Annotated in this window: 12 protein-coding genes; 11 read left to right on the top strand and 1 reads right to left on the bottom strand. The window is 44.1% G+C overall.

The window, feature by feature from the left end; translation table 11 throughout:
• The first annotated feature begins 745 nt into the window (after positions 1–745).
• The 3 genes from rpoB (at position 746) to AC5JPO_RS10400 (ending at position 9924) form a co-directional block, all read left to right on the top strand.
• A complete protein-coding gene (rpoB, locus tag AC5JPO_RS10390) occupies positions 746–4864 on the top strand; it encodes a DNA-directed RNA polymerase subunit beta (protein ID WP_443525566.1) in 4119 nt (1372 codons plus the stop codon).
• 151 nt (positions 4865–5015) lie between these two features.
• A complete protein-coding gene (rpoC, locus tag AC5JPO_RS10395) occupies positions 5016–9233 on the top strand; it encodes a DNA-directed RNA polymerase subunit beta' (protein ID WP_443525568.1) in 4218 nt (1405 codons plus the stop codon).
• 166 nt (positions 9234–9399) lie between these two features.
• On the top strand, positions 9400–9924 hold the full coding sequence (locus AC5JPO_RS10400; RefSeq protein ID WP_319050989.1) for a DUF6586 family protein: 525 nt from the start codon (positions 9400–9402) through the stop codon (positions 9922–9924).
• 114 nt (positions 9925–10038) lie between these two features.
• On the opposite strand, the gene AC5JPO_RS10405 is transcribed toward AC5JPO_RS10400, so the two are convergent.
• Entirely contained in the window at positions 10039–12693 is a 2655-nt protein-coding gene (locus tag AC5JPO_RS10405; protein WP_443525570.1) for a penicillin-binding protein 1A, read from the bottom strand.
• Between the two features lie 192 nt (positions 12694–12885).
• Here AC5JPO_RS10405 and pilM point away from each other — a divergent pair, with 192 nt between their 5' ends.
• The 8 genes from pilM to AC5JPO_RS10445 all read left to right on the top strand — a co-directional run bounded on the left by pilM (position 12886) and on the right by AC5JPO_RS10445 (position 21478).
• Complete coding sequence (gene pilM, locus AC5JPO_RS10410) at positions 12886–13941, top strand: type IV pilus assembly protein PilM (RefSeq protein WP_319050987.1); 1056 nt, start codon at positions 12886–12888, stop codon at positions 13939–13941.
• The gene (locus AC5JPO_RS10415; protein ID WP_443525571.1) at positions 13941–14588 is read left to right on the top strand and encodes a PilN domain-containing protein; all 648 of its coding nucleotides are present in this window, start codon (positions 13941–13943) and stop codon (positions 14586–14588) included. Before pilM ends, AC5JPO_RS10415 begins: the two co-directional genes overlap by 1 nt.
• Positions 14585–15304, top strand: a complete 720-nt coding sequence (locus AC5JPO_RS10420; RefSeq protein WP_319050985.1) for a type IV pilus inner membrane component PilO — start codon at positions 14585–14587, stop codon at positions 15302–15304. The genes AC5JPO_RS10415 and AC5JPO_RS10420 overlap by 4 nt, the downstream gene beginning before the upstream one ends.
• Positions 15304–15837: a pilus assembly protein PilP gene (locus AC5JPO_RS10425; RefSeq protein ID WP_443525573.1), complete on the top strand. Its 534-nt coding sequence runs from the start codon at positions 15304–15306 to the stop codon at positions 15835–15837. Before AC5JPO_RS10420 ends, AC5JPO_RS10425 begins: the two co-directional genes overlap by 1 nt.
• A gap of 27 nt (positions 15838–15864) precedes the next feature.
• Positions 15865–18219 (top strand): type IV pilus secretin PilQ, encoded by a 2355-nt coding sequence (locus tag AC5JPO_RS10430; protein ID WP_443525574.1) that lies wholly within the window; start codon positions 15865–15867, stop codon positions 18217–18219.
• Positions 18220–18422: 203 nt separating this feature from the next.
• Entirely contained in the window at positions 18423–18983 is a 561-nt protein-coding gene (gene aroK / locus AC5JPO_RS10435; RefSeq protein WP_443525576.1) for a shikimate kinase AroK, read from the top strand.
• Positions 18984–19089: 106 nt separating this feature from the next.
• Positions 19090–20199 (top strand): 3-dehydroquinate synthase, encoded by a 1110-nt coding sequence (aroB, locus tag AC5JPO_RS10440; protein WP_493853931.1) that lies wholly within the window; start codon positions 19090–19092, stop codon positions 20197–20199.
• Positions 20200–20362: 163 nt separating this feature from the next.
• Positions 20363–21478, top strand: a complete 1116-nt coding sequence (locus tag AC5JPO_RS10445) for a hypothetical protein (RefSeq protein WP_443525579.1) — start codon at positions 20363–20365, stop codon at positions 21476–21478.
• The last annotated feature ends 50 nt before the right edge of the window (positions 21479–21528 follow it).

Below are 21528 nucleotides of genomic sequence, written 5' to 3' on the forward strand. Positions count from 1 at the left end.
CTGTACTAAAAAAAGCTGGTAATGCCTTGCATTGCCAGCTTTTTTTTATTATAATTCGTAGCTTGACCTTTTGTGTCTGCCAACATACGTATGCAACATCACGGTGGATACCCATCAAAAGGACAGACGATATACATGCAAGCACACATACCAGTTTTTGAAATCAGTTAATATGAGCTAAACGTCCGTAGATGTTTGGCATTTTTTTGTGTCTGCATGCTTTCCTATCAACACTATAGTTTATACTGATTCTAAAAGTTATAGTTACCCCGATTCTTAATTCTGAAAAAAGCTGTTGATCTTAAGGTGCCTACTTGGTGTGGCATTATTGTCGGCATTTAGATTCATAGACCGCTTATACGTGTAGGGTCATGGTTTGGTAGTAAGTAGCTTATTTAGAAGTAGTTTAGATGGCAAGTAGTTTATATGCAATCTCAGCTGACTCTATTTCTAGCAAAGTATTTGTAAGTTTAGCCTGATAGGCAAGATATTATATGATGTTGAATTTCTTGGTCGCAACAGTCATATAGACTGATTCACCTACCATGAATATAGCAATCAACAATGATATTAAGTGAAATGTGCTAGGTAAGCACTGATGAGTAAAGTAGTAATTGACAGAAAAGACATGAACTGAACACGAAGACCCGTTTTATATTATCGTTTACGTCGCTAAGTGTGCATCTTATTTATGCATGCTAGCCGCGCTTTTAATTTGTTTCCACGTTTACTGTAAGGACTCTCGATGGCATATTCTTATACTGAAAAAAAGCGTATTCGCAAAAGTTTTGCTGAATTGCCCACTGTAATGGACGTTCCCTATTTACTGTCTATTCAAGTAGATTCTTACGAGCAATTTTTGCAAGAGCACAAAAAGCCAAAAGCTCGTGAGAATACTGGTTTGCAAGCTGCGTATTCCTCTATTTTCCCAATTGAGAGTCACTCTGGTAACGCTGAGTTGCAATTTGTTGAGTACTATTTAGGCACGCCTGAATTTGATGAGCGTGAGTGTATCTTACGTGGTTCAACGTTTGCTGCGCCAATGCGTGTCAAAATCCGTTTGATCATCAAAGACAAAGACAGCAAAGACAAAGATAGCAAAGCCGCTATCAAAGATATCCGTGAGCAAAGCGTCTATATGGGCGAGATGCCTTTGATGACTGCGAACGGTACCTTTATTATCAATGGTACTGAGCGTGTTATCGTCTCTCAGCTACATCGTTCACCTGGCGTCTTCTTTGATCATGATAAAGGTAAGTCGCATTCAAGTGGTAAAGTGCTTTATAACGCACGTATCATCCCTTACCGTGGTTCATGGTTAGATTTTGAATTTGATGCAAAGGACTTAGTATTTGCTCGTATTGACCGTCGCCGTAAGCTGCTTGCATCGATCATTCTGCGTGCACTTGGTCTGACCACTTCTGAAATCTTAGATTTATTCTTTGATAAAGTTGCTGTTTATAAAGCCGAAGAGACGTTCGAAATTGATCTAGTTGCTGATCGCTTGCGTGGCGAAATGGCGCAGTTTGATATCGTATCACCTGAAGGTGACGTTATCGTAGAGCAGGGCAAACGTATCAATGCACGCCGCATTCGTCAGCTTGAAGAAGCAGGTATGACGAAAATCGCTGTGCCTGATGAGTATCTATATGAGCGTATCTTAGCCGAAGATATCGTTGTTAATGACGAAATTATCGCTAAAGCAAACACGCCAATTGACCATGAGTTATTGGTTAAATTGAACTCATTTGAAGCCAGTGGTGCCATCAAAGAGTTCAGTATCCTATTCACGAACGATATCGATCAAGGTAGTTATATCGCTGATACGCTACGTGCGGATAGCACGTCGAGCCGTGAAGAAGCGTTGATCGAAATCTATAAAGTCATGCGCCCAGGTGAGCCACCAACAGTTGAAACTGCCGAAAAGTTATTTGAAAGCATGTTCTTCAACGCTGATCGTTATGACTTGTCAAACGTTGGCCGTATGAAGTTCAACCGTCGTCTCGGTTTAGAGTTTGATAACACTGATGATCCTGATGTACAGCGTGAACGCAGTGTATTGACCAACGACGATATCGTTAACGTTCTAAAAGAGCTTATCGAGATTCGTAATGGTCGCGGCGATGTCGATGATATCGATCACTTAGGTAACCGTCGTATTCGTTCAGTTGGCGAAATGGCAGAAAACCAGTTCCGTGTTGGTCTAGTACGTGTTGAGCGTGCGGTAAAAGAGCGTTTAAGCTCAGCGGAATCTGATAACTTGTCACCACAAGATTTGATCAACTCTAAGCCAGTTGCGGCTGCAGTGAAAGAATTCTTTGGTTCAAGCCAGTTGTCACAGTTTATGGATCAGAACAACCCGTTGTCTGAAGTTACTCATAAGCGCCGTGTATCAGCATTAGGACCTGGTGGTCTTACTCGTGAACGTGCAGGCTTTGAAGTACGTGACGTACATGATACCCATTATGGCCGTGTATGTCCTATTGAGACTCCTGAAGGTCCAAACATTGGTCTGATCAACTCACTAGCGACCTTTGCTAAAACCAACAGCTTTGGTTTCCTAGAGACACCTTATCGCCGTGTGGTTGATGGTAAAGTGACTGACGTTATTGAGTATCTATCAGCTATTGAAGAAGTCGGTACGGTCATTGCACAGGCTGATTCACCAATAACTCCAGAAGGCGCGTTATCTGACGAGATGGTCAGTGTACGTAGCTATGGTGAATTTGTTCGTATGCCTCCAGAAAAAGTGACGCATATGGATGTGTCGCCAAGTCAGGTCGTATCGGTTGCAGCAGGTTTGATTCCGTTCCTAGAGCATGATGATGCTAACCGTGCCTTGATGGGCTCGAACATGCAGCGTCAGGCAGTTCCTACGCTACGTGCTGATAAGCCGCTAGTGGGTACCGGTATGGAGCGTCATGTTGCTCGTGACTCTGGTGTTTGTGTTATTGCTAAGCGTGGCGGTGTGATTGAAGATGTTGATGCCTCACGTATCGTGGTTCGTGTGAACGAAGACGAGATGACTGCTGGTGAAGCGGGTATCGATATCTATAACTTGATCAAATACACGCGCTCTAACCAGAACACCTGTATCAACCAACGTATTATCGTTAACCAAGGTGATGAGATTGCTTTGGGTGATATCTTGGCTGATGGTCCTTCAACGGATCTTGGTGAGCTTGCACTTGGTCAGAACATTCGCATCGCATTTATGCCGTGGAATGGTTACAACTTCGAAGATTCAATCTTGCTATCTGAAAAAGTCGTGAAAGAAGATCGCTTCACTACTATTCATATCCAAGAATTGACTTGTGTGGCTCGTGATACCAAGCTAGGTACAGAAGAGATCACTGCTGATATTCCAAACGTTGGTGAAGCAGCGTTATCAAGCCTTGATGAAGCAGGTATCGTTTATATCGGTGCTGAAGTTGACGCTGGTGATATTCTAGTTGGTAAAGTGACGCCAAAAGGTGAAACACAACTAACGCCAGAAGAGAAACTACTACGGGCTATCTTTGGCGAAAAAGCGGCTGACGTGAAAGACACTTCACTACGCGTACCAACTTCAAGTAAAGGTACGGTTATTGATGTACAGGTCTTCACTCGTGATGGCGTTGAAAAAGATGCACGCGCAAGAGCGATTGAAAAATCGCAGCTTGATAGCTATCGCAAAGATTTGAAAGAAGAGCTACGTATCTTTGAAGAAGCAGCACGTGGCCGTATTGGTAATCTCTTAGATGGCCAAAAAGTCAGCGGCGGGGCTGGTCTAAAAGCGGGTACGGTAATGGCTTTGGCTGACATGAAAGACATGAGCCTTGAGACATTGCTTGATATCCAACCAGTAGAAGAAGAAATCTCTGAGCGTTTGACCCAGATTTCTGATTACTTGGTTGATAAGCAAAAAGATATCGATGTGAAATTTGCTGAGAAAAAACGCAAATTGACTGCTGGTGATGACCTGCAACATGGCGTACAAAAAATCGTTAAAGTATATCTAGCGGTTAAGCGTCGTATTCAGCCTGGTGATAAGATGGCTGGTCGTCATGGTAACAAAGGTGTTGTATCGCGCATCATGCCAGTTGAAGACATGCCTTATGATGAAAATGGTAATACCGTTGACATCGTATTGAACCCGCTTGGTGTACCATCTCGTATGAACATCGGTCAGGTTCTAGAGACGCATTTGGGTATGGCAGCGAAAGGGTTGGGCGAGAAGATTGACGGTATGCTCAAATCTCAAGCAGCAATCAAAGAGCTACGCGACTTCTTGGATAAAATTTATAACCAAGTTGGCGGTGAGCAAGTTGATCTTGATAGCTTGAATGATGACGACATCATGGCGCTAGCAGCTAACTTACGTGGCGGTGTCCCAATGGGTACAGCGGTATTTGATGGCGCAAGAGAAAGCCAAGTCAAAGATCTGCTTGAGCTTGCTGGTATGGATCGCGATGGTCAGCAGACACTGTATGATGGTCGTACTGGTCAGAAGTTTGACCGTAAAGTAACCGTTGGTTACATGTACATGCTTAAATTGAACCATTTGGTTGATGACAAAATGCATGCGCGTTCAACGGGTTCTTATTCTCTAGTGACGCAGCAGCCACTCGGCGGTAAAGCTCAGTTTGGTGGTCAGCGCTTTGGTGAGATGGAAGTATGGGCACTAGAAGCTTATGGCGCGACGTACACGTTGCAAGAAATGTTAACGGTGAAGTCGGATGATGTTGAAGGCCGTACGCGTATGTACAAAAACATCGTTGATGGTGAGCAGTATATGGATCCAGGCATGCCTGAGTCGTTCAACGTACTGACCAAAGAAATCAAATCACTGGGTATCAATATTGAGTTAAAACAAAGCAACTAACCCATTGTTTAACTTAGTTGTCCACTAAAGGCAGTCTGCTTTGTTGCTGCTGCTTTTAGTGATTTGTCTCAACCCTATTCATTGCCTTCATTCATCTCATCCGCGTCTATAGTACGCTGTCAGATGATTATAAAGATAACGGAGAAGCAACTTGAAAGATTTACTCGATATCATGCAAAGCCCTACCGGCAACGGTAACCAAGAGTTTGATAGCATTCAAATTACTTTAGCCTCACCTGACGTCATCAAGTCATGGTCGCACGGCGAAGTGAAAAAGCCTGAAACCATTAACTATCGCACGTTCAAGCCTGAGCGTGATGGTCTTTTTTGTGCCAAAATCTTTGGCCCAGTAAAAGATTTCGAATGTTTATGTGGTAAATATAAGCGCCGTAAGTTCCAAGGCGTTATCTGTGAGAAATGTGGTGTTGAAGTTACCACTGCTAAAGTTCGTCGTGATCGCATGGGTCATATCGACCTAGCCAGTCCTGTGGCGCATATCTGGTTCCTGAAATCATTACCAAGCCGCATCGGTCTATTGCTAGACATGACGCTACGTGATATCGAGCGTGTTCTATATTTTGAAAGCTACATCGTAACTGAGCCTGGTCTAACTAGCTTAGAAAAGTACCAGTTGCTTGATGATGAAGATTATTACAAAGCGCTTGAAGAGTTTGGTGACGAATTCACAGCCAAGATGGGTGCTGAAGCCGTTCAAGACCTATTAAAAGACATCGATATCGATCTTGAAATTGATGAGCTACGTGAAGCGATTCCACAAACTGGTTCTGAGACTAAGCTTAAGAAGATGTCTAAGCGTCTCAAATTATTAGAAGCATTCCGTGATTCTAATAATAAGCCTGAGTGGATGGTAATGAATATCTTGCCAGTACTACCACCAGATTTGCGTCCTCTAGTACCGCTAGAAGGTGGCCGCTTTGCGACATCAGATCTAAACGATCTATATCGCCGCGTGATCAACCGTAACAACCGTCTTAAGCGTCTACTTGAGCTAAGCGCACCTGATATCATCGTACGTAACGAAAAGCGTATGTTGCAAGAGTCAGTAGATGCGTTGCTTGATAACGGTCGCCGCGGTCGTGCCATCACTGGTAGTAACAAGCGTCCATTGAAATCTTTGGCAGATATGATCAAAGGTAAGCAAGGTCGTTTCCGTCAGAACTTACTTGGTAAGCGTGTCGATTACTCTGGTCGTTCGGTTATCGTTGTAGGTCCAACACTACGTCTACATCAGTGTGGTCTACCGAAGAAAATGGCACTAGAACTATTCAAGCCATTTACTTATAACAAGCTATTGTCTCATGGTCTAGCGACTACGATTAAAGCTGCTAAAAAGATGGTAGAGCGTGAAGAGCCACAAGTGTGGGATATGCTGGCCATGGTTATCCGTGAGCATCCAGTACTCTTGAACCGTGCACCAACACTTCACCGTTTGGGCTTGCAAGCATTTGAGCCAGTATTGATCGAAGGTAAAGCAATCCAGTTGCATCCGCTTGTTTGTACTGCATTCAACGCCGATTTCGATGGTGACCAAATGGCCGTTCACGTGCCATTGACGCTAGAAGCACAGCTTGAATCACGTGCCTTGATGATGTCTACCAACAACATCTTGTCACCTGCGAATGGTGATCCGATCATCGTACCATCTCAGGATGTTGTACTGGGTCTATATTACATCAGTCGCTCGTCTATCAATGCCAAAGGCGAGAGCATGATTTTTGCTACCGTTAATGAAGCATTGCGTGCAATTGGTTCAAACGATCTACATGTAAACGCTAAGATCAAAGTGCGTGTTACTGAGACGCAAATTGACGAAGACGGCAACGAAACCAAAGAGATCAGTATCAAAGATACGGTTGCTGGTCGTCTACTTATCTGGAACATCATGCCTAAAGGTATGACGTTTGATGAGTGTAACCAAGAGATGACGAAGAAAAACATCTCTCGTTTGATTAACTCTTGCTACCGTAAAGTTGGCGTTAAAGAAAGTGTTATGTTTGCTGACCAACTGATGTATCTTGGTTTTGCTCAAGCAACGCTATCTGGTGTGTCTATCGGTATCGATGACATGGTCATTCCACCACTGAAAAAGAATATTATCGAAGTGGCAGAAGGCGAAGTTCGCGAGATCGAAGATCAGTTCGAGCAAGGTTTCGTAACTGCTGGTGAGCGTTATAACAAAGTCGTTGACATTTGGTCACGTACTAATGACAAAGTCGCTAAGGCGATGATGGACAACTTGGCAACAGATAAAGTTATCAACGCACAAGGTGAAGAGGACGAGCAGAAGTCATTCAACTCTATCTTCATCATGTCGGATTCTGGTGCTCGTGGTAGTGCGGCACAGATTCGTCAGTTGGCAGGTATGCGTGGTCTGATGGCGAAACCAGATGGCTCAATCATTGAGACACCGATTAAAGCTAACTTCCGTGAAGGTTTGACCGTACTACAGTACTTCATCTCAACTCACGGTGCACGTAAAGGTCTAGCGGATACCGCACTGAAAACAGCTAACTCGGGTTACCTAACTCGTCGTCTGGTTGATGTGGCGCAAGATTTGGTTATCACCAGCGATGATTGTGGTACCGAAGAAGGCCTACTCATGAAACCACATATCCAAGGTGGTGAAATCATTGAGAAGCTAGGTGAGCTAGTACTGGGCCGTGTTACTGCACGCGATGTTGCGTACAATGATGATGCTGATAAGATCTTGATTCCAGCGGGTACATTGATTGATGAGTACTGGGTTAACGTTCTAGATAACAACGCAATCGATGATATCTGGGTGCGCTCAGTTATTACTTGTAATATCGAACATGGCGTGTGTTCACAGTGTTATGGTCGTGACCTTGCACGTGGTCATAAAGTGAACATTGGCGAGTCAGTTGGTGTTATGGCTGCTCAGTCTATCGGTGAGCCGGGTACTCAGTTAACCATGCGTACGTTCCACGTGGGCGGGGCCGCGAGCTCAGCTTCTGTAGATAACAGCATCTCTGTACGTAATGCTGGTCAAGCGCACTTTGAGAACATGAAAACAGTACAGCATACTGATGGTCACTTAGTCATCGTATCGCGTTCAGCTGAAATCGCATTGACCGATGAGCTTGGCCGTGAGCGTGAGCGCTATAAAGTACCATATGGTTCAAGCGTCCTTGTAAAAGACGAAGAGCAGGTTGAAGGCGGTCAAACTATCGCTAAATGGGATCCGCATACGCATCCAATTATCACAGAATTTGCTGGTACAGCACGCTTCAGTGACATCACTGATGGTATGACTGCAACAGTAAAAGTTGATGATGCGACTGGTATGAGCTCGTTTGAGATTCTAGCGACTCGTGACCGTTCAAGCTCAGCAAAAGACTTACGTCCTGCGATTATCTTGAACACTGATGAAGGCAAAGAAGTGGTTTACTTCTTACCAGCTGAAACGATCATCCGCGTAAGCGACGGTGAAAAAGTAGCAGCCGGTTCGATTCTAGGCCGTGTACCACAAGCGTCTTCTGGTACAAAAGATATTACTGGTGGTCTACCACGTGTTGCTGACTTGTTCGAAGCACGTCGTCCAAAAGATCACGCCATCATGGCAGAAATGACTGGTGTGGTTAGCTTCGGTAAAGAGACCAAGGGTAAAAACCGCTTTATTATTACTAATGAAGATGGTGAAGTACATGAAGAGCTAATCCCGAAATGGCGTCAAATCAACGTCTTTGAAAACGAGACAGTAGCACGTGGTGAGGTTATCGCTGATGGTCCACAAAACCCGCATGATATCTTACGTCTGAAAGGACAAACTGCGCTTGCTGACTATATCGTCAATGAAGTACAGGACGTTTATCGCTTGCAGGGCGTAAAAATCAACGACAAGCACATCGAAGTTATCATTCGTCAGATGCTGCGTAAAGTTGAAATCACTGACGGCGGCGATTCAAGTCACTTCAAAGGTGATCAGGTCGAGTATGCAGATATCAAAGCATTGAATGCGAAGCTAGAAGCGGAAGATAAATTCCCAGTACAGTTTGAGCGTCAATTGTTAGGTATCACCAAAGCAAGTCTTGCAACTGAAAGCTTTATCTCAGCAGCGTCATTCCAGGAGACAACCCGTGTACTAACTGCGGCTGCTGTGACTGGTAAAGTGGATGAGCTACGTGGTCTGAAAGAAAACGTGGTTGTTGGTCGCTTGATTCCTGCAGGTACGGGGCTCGCTTACCACAAGGCACGTAAAGAAGCAGCAGATCAGAAGCTACAAGATAAAGATCTTAATGCCGCTTTCGATATGACTGCAAGCACTGATAGCAAAGACTTCGCTAGCTTTGATGAAGCATTTGCTCAAGAGTTGAATCAAGACAACTAATCGTATTAAGTATCTTGATTCATTCTTAATTTGATAAAAAGCCAGCCTAAGTTGCTGGCTTTTTTGTGCGTGTAAAAAACTGAGAAAGGCATGGTGCTATCATCTAAAAAAATAGTACACTGGGAAATAGGCTCTAATTCACTATTTATAAAAGGACAATTAGCAAATGGCAGGTAAAACACGCGTCGCTAAATACCAAGCAGATCGAACCAATCAAAAGCTATATTTTTGTCGTTTATCTTGCCAAGCAGCAGGCGGTTCCAATGACAAGCAGTTATACCAGGCACATTGTGAAACCGCTATTTTCCATTTGCATGGCGCACTATTAGCATTTATTCAAGAACTGGGTCATTTCTATAGTTTAAACATGACTGCACCAACGTTGCTCGATATTGAGCAAGCACTGAGCGAGCGTACGCAAGTATCTCCTGAGATTCAGCGCTTACAGCAATTGCAGCAGCAAGGTTTTGTGGCAAATATAGAGCGTGCTTATCAACGCTGTCTCTATGCGGTACCACCAGATACTGTTGTAGACAATACACCAAACGACAACTCAGTATCACCAGATCTTATTGTTAATGTTGTTACTCTATCGAATCAGTGGCTACCTGATGAGGCCACGATACGCGAATGGCGTCAACAGCTTTTAGAGTTGATTGAGCAGTTGCGTGCAGGGATGGTTGAGTTCTAATAAAACTGCTTGGAAGTATAAATGAGATAATAACTAATAGCATAAAAAAAGACCTGTTCAGTGATTACTGGACAGGTCTTTTTGCTCTAAATACGTGCTATAAATTTATAGAAACTACTCTGGCATTGGTGGCATACGCTGAACGGGTGTTGCTGACAAAGCATTTTGTGATGATCCGTCAGTACTCCGACTGTTGCCCGATGCCTGTGTCTGTGAAATGCTTGAGTTTTCGATAGGTTCAGGGGCAGTTGGTTTGCGCTGCTGGGTTTGAGTTTTAACCGGTTTTGCAGGTTGATTGGTATCGGACAACTCATCATCGTCAGCAGCATTAGAGACAATGCCATCATCAGTCATTTCTATAATTTGCTGTTGTTGCTTTTTAGATTTTGAGCGATTATTGATAGATACCCACTGATTTGGTGTGTCTTCGAGCTGTGCTTTCATGAAGTCTATCCAAACGGGCAGGGCGGCCACGCCACCGTACTCACGGCGACCCATAGATGTCGGTTGATCAAAGCCCATCCATACTACTGTTGCATTGGTAGGATGAAACCCTGCAAACCAGGCGTCTTTAGCTTCATTGGTGGTACCAGTTTTGCCGCCAATATCATCACGTCCCAAAGCTTTTGCTCGTACTGCAGTACCGCGCTGCACGACATCACGTAGGATATCTGCCATCTCAAATGCGACTCTAGGTTTTAGTATTCGCGGTGCTTGTTTGGCCATGATGTACTGTACAGCAGGCGCTTTTAAGCGATCTGACTGTGGACCTGCGTTGTAGATCGTATCATCAGCAACAGTAGTAGCTTCTTCTTCAGTCTCTCCATCACTCTCTAAGTCTTCAGTAGTCGACTCATCGGTGGTGCTAGTCTCATCTTCGAGTGATTGATTGTATTCCTCTAATAGCGTTTTATTGACCTCTTCGAGTTGCTCGTTGAAACACAATGCACAGGCTTGGAGAGGGTTGGCTTGGAATAGTAGCTCGTTCTTATAGTTATAGATTTGCTCAATAAAGTAGGGCTGTACACGATGACCACCGTTGGCAAAGGTCGAATAGGCCGTTGCCATTTGTAAAGGAGTTGCTTGTCCTGCGCCGAGTGCTAGCGATAAAGTCGTTGGTAGTTTTTCTTTGTCTAAGCCAAACTCATCTAGTAAGTTACGGGCATCGGAGATACCAATGGCCTGTAGTAAGCGGATAGAAACCAAGTTGCGAGACAGGTACAAACCACGGCGCAAGGTGATATCGCCCAAGAAACGTTCGTCCGAGTTTTTAGGTTTCCAGTCCCCTACTTGTATAGGACGATCTGAGACAATACTATCTGGACGATAGCCTTTTTCTAAAGCAGCGGTGTAGACAAGCGGTTTAATGGTTGAACCAGGTTGACGCCAGCTTTGTAAGGCTCGGTTAAATTTACTGTGGTTAAAGTCAAAGCCGCCTACCAAGGCATTGACAGCACCAGTTTCTGGATTCAAAGAAACCAAGCTACCTTGTACTTCAGGTATTTGACCCAGTTGCCAACTGCCATTGTTAGTAGGTATTACGCGAACGATATCATTTTTGCTGACCACTTGGCTGGCATTATCAGGGTAGTAACCGATACGGTTGGCAGAGATATATTTACGTGCCCAGCGCATACCAGACCAGTTGACTGTTACGTTTTCACCTGACTTCAAGGTCGCTTCAAAACTACGAGCGTTGACTTTGGTAACTTTAGCAGGGGACATATTGCTATAGCGCTGGAAATTTTCGAGAGGCTCGTCATTTGCTTCGGCACCGCGCCAACCATGACGGTGCTCATAGGCCACTAAGCCTGTTAGTATGGCAGCTTCTGCATCTGTTTGTGCTTTGCTATCGACCGTGAGACGTACGCGCCAACCGCCATGCATGACTTGCTCACCGTAGCGTTCAACTAAGGTAGCACGCGTCATTTCTGCTAAATAAGGCATATTTACATCAAGCTTTTCTTGATATAGTTTGATGCCCACAGGTGAGTTTACGGCTTCATCATGTTGAGCCTTGGTAATGTAGCCAAGCTCATGCATACGGCCAATAATCCAGTTGCGGCGAGTCAAAGCCCGCGTAGGATTGGCAACAGGATTGTATTTAGAAGGGGCTTTTGGTAGACCGGCAAGCATTGCCATCTCAGCAATACTTAAACTGTCTAATGATTTACTATAATACTTTTTGGCAGCAGCGCGAATGCCGTAAGCGCCTTCGCCCAAATAAATCTTATTGACATATAGAGTTAAAATATCATTTTTACTCAGCTCGTCTTCGATTTTACGTGCTAAAAATAATTCCGTCAGTTTACGATTTAAGGTACGCTCTGGACTCAAAAAGTAATTTTTGGCGACCTGCATGGTGATAGTAGATCCACCAGTTTGACTATCGTCATCAGTCACAACTTCAGTAACTGCGCGCCCAAGCCCTTTGATACTAATACCACTATGCTGAAAAAAAGAAGCATCTTCTGCTGCTAAAAAAGCATGAGTCAAATCTTTTGGTATTTCATCAAAAGTGACTGGCAATGATAAACGGTTACCATATTGACCAATCAATTTGTCATCGCTACTATAAATCTGCAATGGCATTTCTAGGTTGGCAGTTTTGATTTCTTGAGTGCTAGGCAGAGTCGGCGATAAATACATCGCCATGCCATAAAAACCAATGGGCACAGCAAGTGCTAAGATGACTGCCAATGCTAGGCAAGCGACAAAAAGCCCCACCAAAAAGTGAATGAGACGAGCGGTAGCATTTTTTTTGGCCATAATAAGACTTATTAATTAGAGTTTGTAGCGGATAACTCATTATACCTTGAACAAAATCAGCAGGTCATAATAAATGTGTAAGTAGGCCTTAATATATTTTTAAACGCTTGAATCTATCAATTAAGTAAAGTATTGTATTCAATTATTACAAATAACTATCAGATTGTACACTTAATATAAGGTATAGAGTTTGTGAGGCTATTTACTTCTAAAAGTCGACATTTGATTGGTGTGGATATTTGTGCCACTTCAGTGAAGTTGGTTGACATACAGCGCCAACAAGGCATGTTCCATCTCAAATCTTATGGTATCGAGAGAATACCGGAAGGTATAGTCGTTGACAAACTCTTAGTAGACACAGAAGCGGTTGGCAACATTATAGCCAGTCTAGCGAGACGGTGCCAGGTAGCGGGCAGTAATGCGGCAACAGCTGTGTCAGGATCTGCTGTCATTACCAAAATCATTGACATGGATATGGTACTAAACGATGTTGAGCGCGAAGCACAGATACGTTTGGATGCTGACCAGTATGTGCCTTATCCACTAGAAGACGTCAATCTCGACTTTGAGGTGCTAGGCCCGTCTTTAGTTGATGACAATATGGTGCAAGTGTTGCTCGCAGCCTCTCGCTCAGAAAACGTCGACCAACGTGTTGATGCCCTCACATTTGGTGGTATGCAAGCCAAGGTCATGGATATTGAGTCGCATGCTATTGAACGCGCTTTTGGGTTGATGGTAGACAATCTGCCAAACATGCCAGAGTTGGTTGCATTGGTAGATATTGGTCATAATCAAACTACCTTGTATATCGCAAAAAATGGCGAGTTTATTTATAGTCGTGAGCAGTTATTTGGCGGGGTGCAACTGACAGAAGCCATCCAGAATCGCTACGGATTATCGTTTGAAGAAGCAACGCTGAGCAAGCGTGAACGTACTTTACCTGATGATTACTATCCTGAAATCTTGACCCCCTTTATAGAAAGTACCATTCAACAAATCACTCGTTCTTTGCAGTTTTATTTCTCTTCTAGTCAGTACAGCAGTATTGACCATGTAGTACTTGCAGGCGGTAGTAGCTCTATCGCAGGTCTCGCTGGATTGGCACAACAAAAACTCGGGGTGAGTGTTAGTGTGGCCAATCCATTTACCAATATGACCATTGCGCCTAATATTGATAATGAACAATTGACCATTGATGCACCAAGCCTAATGGCTGCATGCGGTCTTGCGTTAAGGAGCTTTGACTAATGGCTCGTATTAACCTTTTACCTTGGCGACAAGAAGAGCGTGACCGTCGCAACAAAGAGTTTATGACTCTGGTAGTCGCAGTGACTCTACTCACTTTACTGGCTGCATTTGCTTCATGGAGCTATTTCAATAATGAGCTCGATGAGCAGCTTGATGCCAATGCATTAATTGAACAAGAAAACGCACGCTTAGATACGGCACTCACTGAAATTGACAGTTTAGAGCAGCGCCGTGAAGATATTATCTCGCGTATGCAGGTTATTCAGGACTTGCAGGGTCGCCGTCCGGTTCCTGTACGCTTATGGGATGACTTGGCTCGTGCCATTCCACCAGCACTATATTTGAACAACCTAAAACGCGAAGGCGATGTTTTGACTTTGACAGGCCTTGCAGATAACCCAAACATTGTGTCGAGCTTGATTCGTAACTTAGATAGTAGTAAGTGGATGGGTAACTCGGCAGTGAGTAATATTCAGCAGAATATCAGTGCTTATGAAGCAGCCCCAGTACTTAATAACACTGTCGCTACTGGCGAACAACCACGTCCTGTATACCCTGAAGACAGTTATGTGCAGTTTGTGGTAACGACTAAAGTACAATCTGAGACACCTGTTCCTGCTGAAGATGGTGTGGGAGGGGAGTTATGAAGCTTGTCCGCAAGAAAAGCCTAGTCAAAACTAAGAAAACGGCGTTAAAACCGAAAAAGCAGTTTGACTTAAATGAATTCCGCCGCAGCTTTGAATCGTTGGATTCTGAGAACTATGGCAGCTGGCCATTACCAGTAAAGGTAACGGTAATTGGTCTTATTATTACCTTTATCGCGGCACTGTCATGGGCGCTACCAATTAGCAGCAAAATAGATGAGATCAAGGCAGCTGAGAGTCAGCAACAGACCTTGCTTGACAGCTACCGTGAAAAAGAGTCACGTGCGCGTCACTTAGAAGCTTATCAAGCGCAAGTTGTGCAAATGGAAACTGAATTTAATACCTTGTTAGATCAGTTGCCAAAAGATACCCGTGTGTCAGAATTGGTAGAAGGTATCAATATGACAGGTGTCGGTAGTAATATTCGTTTCCAAGATATATCAGTAGAGCCTGAGATTGAAAACGAATTCTTTATTGAGCAGCCGATCCGTATCGCGGCTTTGGGTGAGTATCATCAATTTGGTAGCTTTATCAGTGGCCTTGCTGCATTACCTCGAATCATTACTATGCATGATTTTGAAGTGAGTAACCCGCAGCCGAGTTTGGATGTTTTACCAGAACTGAATTTGGTACTGCAAACGAAGACTTATCGTTCCAAAGAAGCTGCTCCTGAAGATGAAGCAGCAGTCGCTACTGATACAAACGCAGGAGGCAACTAATGAGTATACAAAAATTACCCATGTTGTTGGCTTTGAGTGTCTCAGCTGTATTTATGGCTGGCTGTGCTGACCGTATCGGAATGGCAGAGCAAGCGATGACTGATATTCGTAACCAGCCAGCACAGCCTATCGAACCACCGCCTCAAGCTGAACTGGTAGAAGATTTTGTCTATAGTGCCAGCGCGCAGCGTAGTCCTTTTCTACCGCCAAGCTTGGTCAATGTACAAGGTCCTACGACGTCTATTGATGGCGTCCGCCCAGACATTACAAGGGTCAAAGAACCACTTGAGCAATATGAGTTATCGCAACTGATCTTTCGAGGAGTCGTGGTTTCACCCGAAGGTCAGCGATACGCATTGGTACAACGCCCTGATGGTTCAGTTGCTAGTGTAAAGGTAGGTGATTATCTTGGATTGAATGACGGCCGTATTGTTGAAATCACGCCGACCCAGATTAACTTGATTGAAATTGTGCCAGACAGCCGCGCAGGGTTTGTTGAAAAACCCCAGTCGCTGGTATCCCCCATAAGCTAAGTCGGCAGATTTTTTGAGGAATAAATAATGACAGTACGCAATAACAAGGTAATGACGATGAGTAACCGCGTTTCTTCTGCTTTTGCCATTTCAGCATTGGCAGTGAGCATGGTAGCAGTAAGCAGTAGCGCTCATGCGGCTCAGCGTATCAATAATGTCTCTGTGGTACAAACGGCACCAGCAGTGACACAAATGCGTTTGGGGTTTGCAGGACTACCTGTATTGCCGGCAGCCTACCAACTTGATGATCCTAGCCGCTTAGTACTAGATTTTGAACAAGTGCAAAACGGTCTTACTAGTCGCTTTAACGAATACAATATTGGTATGGTCAACGATGTCACCACGTTGAGTAGCGATAGCACAACGCGCCTTATCGTTGGTCTCAAACAGTCAGGAAATTACACCACAGCGATTGAGGGTAATGATCTACTATTGACGATTACTGATCCTAACCGCCCAGTGGTAACTGATGACCCTATACAAGATGTCCTTAATAACAACAATGGTATAACCACCACGGCAGTCGTGACACCAATTGTCGAGACGAGTGCTACTCCTGTGGCGGCTGTCCAAACAACCAGTACCACAGTAGTAAAAAACGAAGTGCCAGCCGACACGATGGTGGTAAGAGTTAATCCACTACTAAATCCGCAGCTCGCTTCCTCACAAGTAAGTAGACAGTACAGTTATGACGGTCTAAGCGCGGTCAATTTTTCGGCAGGTAGTGACGGTGGTGGCAACGTCAGTATGGTACTGGCCAATGAAGCCATCCCAGTGGACGTACAGCGTCAGGGTAACAAGCTTGTGGTACGCCTAACGGGCAGTACGGTTCCTAGAAACCTGTTGCGTCGATTAAATATTAATAGTGGTCTGGTTAGTAGTATTGATACAAAAAACCAAGGTCAAAATGGTGTTGTCACTATCAACATGACTGAGGACTACGAATATCAAGCTTACCAGTCAGGCAATCAATTAAATATCAGTATCAATAGGCCTGAGCTGCTACGTGAGCCGACGCTTGAAGAAAGAGTATATAGCGGCGAGCCGTTGTCTATGGAGTTTCAAGACGTTGAAATTCGTAGTGTTCTAGATATCTTAGCGCAGTTTACTGAGATGAATGTTGTGGCTAGCGATTCAGTCGCTGGTAATATTACGTTGCGTCTGATTAATGTACCTTGGGATCAAGCGCTTGATATTATCTTAAAAAGTAAAAATTTAGGTAAGCGCGAAAACGGTAATGTCATTTTGGTCGCGCCTTCTACAGAGCTTGCAGAGCAAGAAGCTCGTGAGCTAGAAGCACAACAAGCGGTTCAATCTTATGCACCGCTCCGTACTGAATATATTCGTCTGAGCTATGCAAAAGCACAAGATGTCTTAACACTTATTTCTCAAGGCAGCGGCGCATCGAATAACAACAGTAGTCTGTCAAATCGAGTAGATGACAACAATACGTTATTATCCAGTCGTGGCACGGTAACGATTGATGAGCGTACCAACACACTCATCATTAAAGACGTGGCGGATAGCATTGAGAATATCCACAAATTAATCAGTAAAATCGATATTCCTGTTCGACAAGTCATGATTGAAGCGCGTATCGTGAGCGCCACTGATACTTTCAGTAAAGAGATTGGCGTAAGCTGGGGTATCTTGTCTAGTGGCGCAGCTACTAACCGTAACTTATTGGTTGGTGGTAGTAATCAGACGTTAGCAGATCTTAAAGATTTTGATATAGAAACCACGACAATTAACGGACAAACGGTTTCTTACCCTTCTTATGATATCACTAGTCCTGACAACCTCAATGTGGATTTGGGTATTGATAATGCGGCTGGCAGCATTGCCTTTGGCTTACTAAATATTTCTGATTACATGCTCGACCTTGAACTGTCCGCCTTGCAAGCAGACAATCGCGGTGAGGTCATTTCTACGCCGAAAGTGTTGACCGCTGATAAGCAAACCGCGAAAGTCTCTTCTGGTACACAGATTCCTTATCAGGAAGCCTCAGCTAGCGGTGCAACTACGACCAGCTTCAGAGAAGCAGCATTGAGCTTGGAGGCCACACCGAACATCACACCTGATGGTAAGATTGGCTTGCAGTTGCTTATCACCAACGGCACGCCAGTGTTCACTAATGGCATCGTTGCTATCAATGAAGACTCTATATCAACCAACGTCACTATCGAAGATGGTCAAACGGTTGTACTGGGCGGAATATTTAGAAACCGTACCAACAATAATGTAGACAAAGTGCCTTTCTTAGGTGATTTACCATACATCGGTCGCGCATTCCGTAGAGATGTCCGTAATAACAACAAGGAAGAGCTACTCATCTTTATCACACCAAAACTGATCAATGATGGTACTAGTCGTCTGAACTAACCGTCTATCTATTGCGCCTTAGTTAAAAAGCAAGCCATCGTGCTTGCTTTTTTTGTGCGCGAATCAAATATCTCTAAGATTGCGATATACCTACATTGGCTAATGGGCAGGACGCTCTAAATATTACTGACAATAATCATGGCGCATTACTAGCCAGAATATCAATGACGTTGTATCATAGCTAATTTAGCTGAGTGAGTATTATGGTGCAGGAATTGCCGTCGGTGTTTTTAGTGGGACCGATGGGAGCAGGGAAGACAACGATTGGCAAATTGCTTGCCAAGCAACTGGGTCGAACTTTTGTAGATAGCGATTGGTATATTGAATCGCAAACAGGTGCCGATATTGCTTGGATATTTGCCAAAGAAGGCGAAGCAGGTTTCCGTGAGCGTGAAACACGTGCCATTGATGAATTGACTCAAACGCCCCAAATCGTATTAGCGACAGGCGGTGGTGCGGTCATGTGTGCCGAAAACCGAGCGTTTTTAAAACAACGTGGCATTGTGGTTTATCTAAATGCACCCGTTGATGTACAAATGGCACGCACTGCTAAAGACAAATCGCGACCACTCCTACAACAGCCTAATCCCAGAAAAATCTTGCAAGAGCTATATAGCATTCGTGACCCATTATATCGTCAGGTTTCGCATATTATTATGCCCACTGGTCACACCTACCCACGCCATATGGTCAATCAGTTATTGCAGCAGCTAACCACGTTTTTTGACTGTACTGATGCATCGCTGACAGATAATGAGAAATAGGTCGATATTATAGATGTTAATTTTTAATAATTTTAACTGTTAACAATAGTATCGACCTGTCAATTCAGTTACTTTTACCCTAATAAAAATGCTTAAGGAGTGTCTCATGACAGCATCACTATTTCATGATCGCCTAACTGTTCACGCTCAGAGCCATGACTATCCAATTGTTATTACTGAAGATGCTGAGGTAGAAAACAGTAGTATGGCAAAACAGATTGCCCCTTATATCAGTGGTCGCCAAGTATTAATTGTCACCAATGATACGGTCGCCCCCCTGTACCTAAAAGCATTGGAAGACGAGCTGGCAGAGCAATTCACAGTAAAGGTTTGTGTGTTGCCAGATGGTGAGCAATACAAGAACCAGCAAAGCATTGATAAGATCTATGATGCACTAATGACAGAGCACTTCAATCGTGACGTCACACTTATTGCGCTTGGCGGCGGCGTGATTGGTGATATGACAGGTTTTGCTGCAGCCAGTTTTATGCGAGGAGTGAACTTTATCCAAATTCCAACAACACTATTATCACAAGTTGATTCTAGTGTCGGGGGTAAGACGGGTATCAATCATGCACAAGGCAAAAACATGATTGGCGCGTTCTGGCAGCCGCAGATGGTGCTTGCAGACATGAGTACGCTCAAAACCTTACCTGCGCGTGAGCTATCGGCAGGCGTTGCTGAAATCATCAAATATGCGCTTATTATGGACGATGCATTTTTGGTATGGCTTGAAGAGAATTTGCCAGCGATGATGGCACTAGATTTGGCTGTGCTTGGTGAAGCCGTGAAGCGCTGCTGCCAATACAAAGCAGATGTCGTAGCGCAAGATGAAAGAGAATCCGGTGTACGTGCATTGCTTAACTTTGGACATACCTTTGGTCATGTGATAGAGACTCATCAAGGTTATGGCAATTGGTTACACGGTGAGGCAGTAGCCGCTGGCATGATGCAAGCTGCTGAATTATCCCAAAAAATCGGTTGGTTGACCCATGATGATGTTGCACGCATTAGACGCGTTCTAATTCTAGGTAATTTGCCAATTACGCCGCCTGCAATTGATGCACAAACGGCTCTGAATTTAATGGGTCACGACAAAAAAGTCAAACACGGACAAATCAGGCTGATTTTGTTAAAATCAATAGGCAGTGCGGTGTTAACTAATGATTTCGATTCGGCACTGTTATCTGAAGTGTTATCACAACATAGCGCATAGTTTATCAAAATCTTAGCGATCAGTTGTTTATATCAAGCGTTGGTAAACACTTTTGATGAGCGTTTTTGATAAGTACTGAGGTTATTAAGGTTACTGACGGCACCTCTGCTAGAATGAGTATTTCTACACTCCTCTTAAATGTGTTTTTACCAAGGATATCTCCATGGCAGCATCAAAATCGACGACGCGTACCGCTAGGCAGTCACACAGTCGTCAAGCATTGATTTGGCTAGTAGTGACGCTGCTGTTGGGCGTTGTTACCGCCCTAGTGTGGATGCTCAGTCAGACACCAGCAATGGGTGCCAAAATCGAAAACGAGCCGGTATCAGTGCCGCAAATGCTAGCAGAAGAGTTTGAACAGCCATTGCAGATCGAGTCGCTACATGAGCTTGATACGGATGTGCAGCCAATCAGTTTTGATGCAACTGTCCGTGATTTACGTAACTATCCTGATGAGTTCAAGGATAAGCGTTACTTACTCGCTAATAAAGGCAAGTGGACCGTGCAGGTGATGAACGTTGCTGAGAATGATGTGATTGTCAGCTATCTTGAAGGCCGTGCGGATCGTGATAAGTTTGCTTATTTTCGCTACCTTGATGAAGAAAAACAAATCCGTTATATGTTGACTTATGGACTGATGAGTAGTCCACAAGAAGCGGCAGGCGCATCTAAATTGGTAGATTTTAAGCTACCTGCTAATGTGCGAGTGCTGCCAGAAGAGATCAATCGATATGTCAGTATTATCGATAACTACGAACGCCCTGATCCAGTAAAAGACTTGAGTACCAAGCGTACGCGGGCTGTGAATCTTAAGCCGACTAAACGTGAAGTACCAGCACGTCAGCAGGCTCAAGCAGTCAATAATACTAGTAACAATCAAGCTACCGATAGCGGGTCTAGTCAAAGCAGTCAGAGTACCGCTAGTAGTAGCCGCAGTACAGAAGAAAGCATCCGCCAGTCAGTCGATACCTCAGCCACGCTATCCGTTACTGAAGAGCGTACCGTTGGAGGAGAGCCACAGTCTACTCCTGAAGCACCAGCAAAAACTGAAAATGATGCCAATAAACCAAAACAGGACAACAAAAAGCCAGTAACGCCAGCACCTGAAAACAATACGACTAGTAAAAAACCACCAGTCGTACCTGCACCAAAACCACCAAGCACAGCTAATACTGGCACCAGTAACAGCTCAAACGCTACCAATAAACCTGCTAGCACAAACGCACCTAAAAATAACAGTGATAGCATAAAGACACTGATAGAAGATAAAAGCAACTGATCTTTATTTGTCGTTGCTTATAGAACCCACTAGCCAAATAGCTAGTGGGT

This window comes from Psychrobacter sp. H25, assembly GCF_059076335.1.

Excerpts from the sequence above, each read along its gene's own strand:
- rpoB (WP_443525566.1), top strand. The coding sequence starts at position 746 with ATGGCATATTCTTATACTGAAAAAAAGCGTATTCGCAAAAGTTTTGCT.
- AC5JPO_RS10415 (WP_443525571.1), top strand. The coding sequence starts at position 13,941 with ATGGCTCGTATTAACCTTTTACCTTGGCGACAAGAAGAGCGTGACCGT.
- AC5JPO_RS10405 (WP_443525570.1), bottom strand. The coding sequence starts at position 12,693 with ATGGCCAAAAAAAATGCTACCGCTCGTCTCATTCACTTTTTGGTGGGG.
- aroK (WP_443525576.1), top strand. The coding sequence starts at position 18,423 with ATGGTGCAGGAATTGCCGTCGGTGTTTTTAGTGGGACCGATGGGAGCA.
- AC5JPO_RS10400 (WP_319050989.1), top strand. The coding sequence starts at position 9,400 with ATGGCAGGTAAAACACGCGTCGCTAAATACCAAGCAGATCGAACCAAT.
- AC5JPO_RS10420 (WP_319050985.1), top strand. The coding sequence starts at position 14,585 with ATGAAGCTTGTCCGCAAGAAAAGCCTAGTCAAAACTAAGAAAACGGCG.
- AC5JPO_RS10445 (WP_443525579.1), top strand. The coding sequence starts at position 20,363 with ATGGCAGCATCAAAATCGACGACGCGTACCGCTAGGCAGTCACACAGT.
- AC5JPO_RS10430 (WP_443525574.1), top strand. The coding sequence starts at position 15,865 with ATGACAGTACGCAATAACAAGGTAATGACGATGAGTAACCGCGTTTCT.
- AC5JPO_RS10425 (WP_443525573.1), top strand. The coding sequence starts at position 15,304 with ATGAGTATACAAAAATTACCCATGTTGTTGGCTTTGAGTGTCTCAGCT.
- aroB (WP_493853931.1), top strand. The coding sequence starts at position 19,090 with ATGACAGCATCACTATTTCATGATCGCCTAACTGTTCACGCTCAGAGC.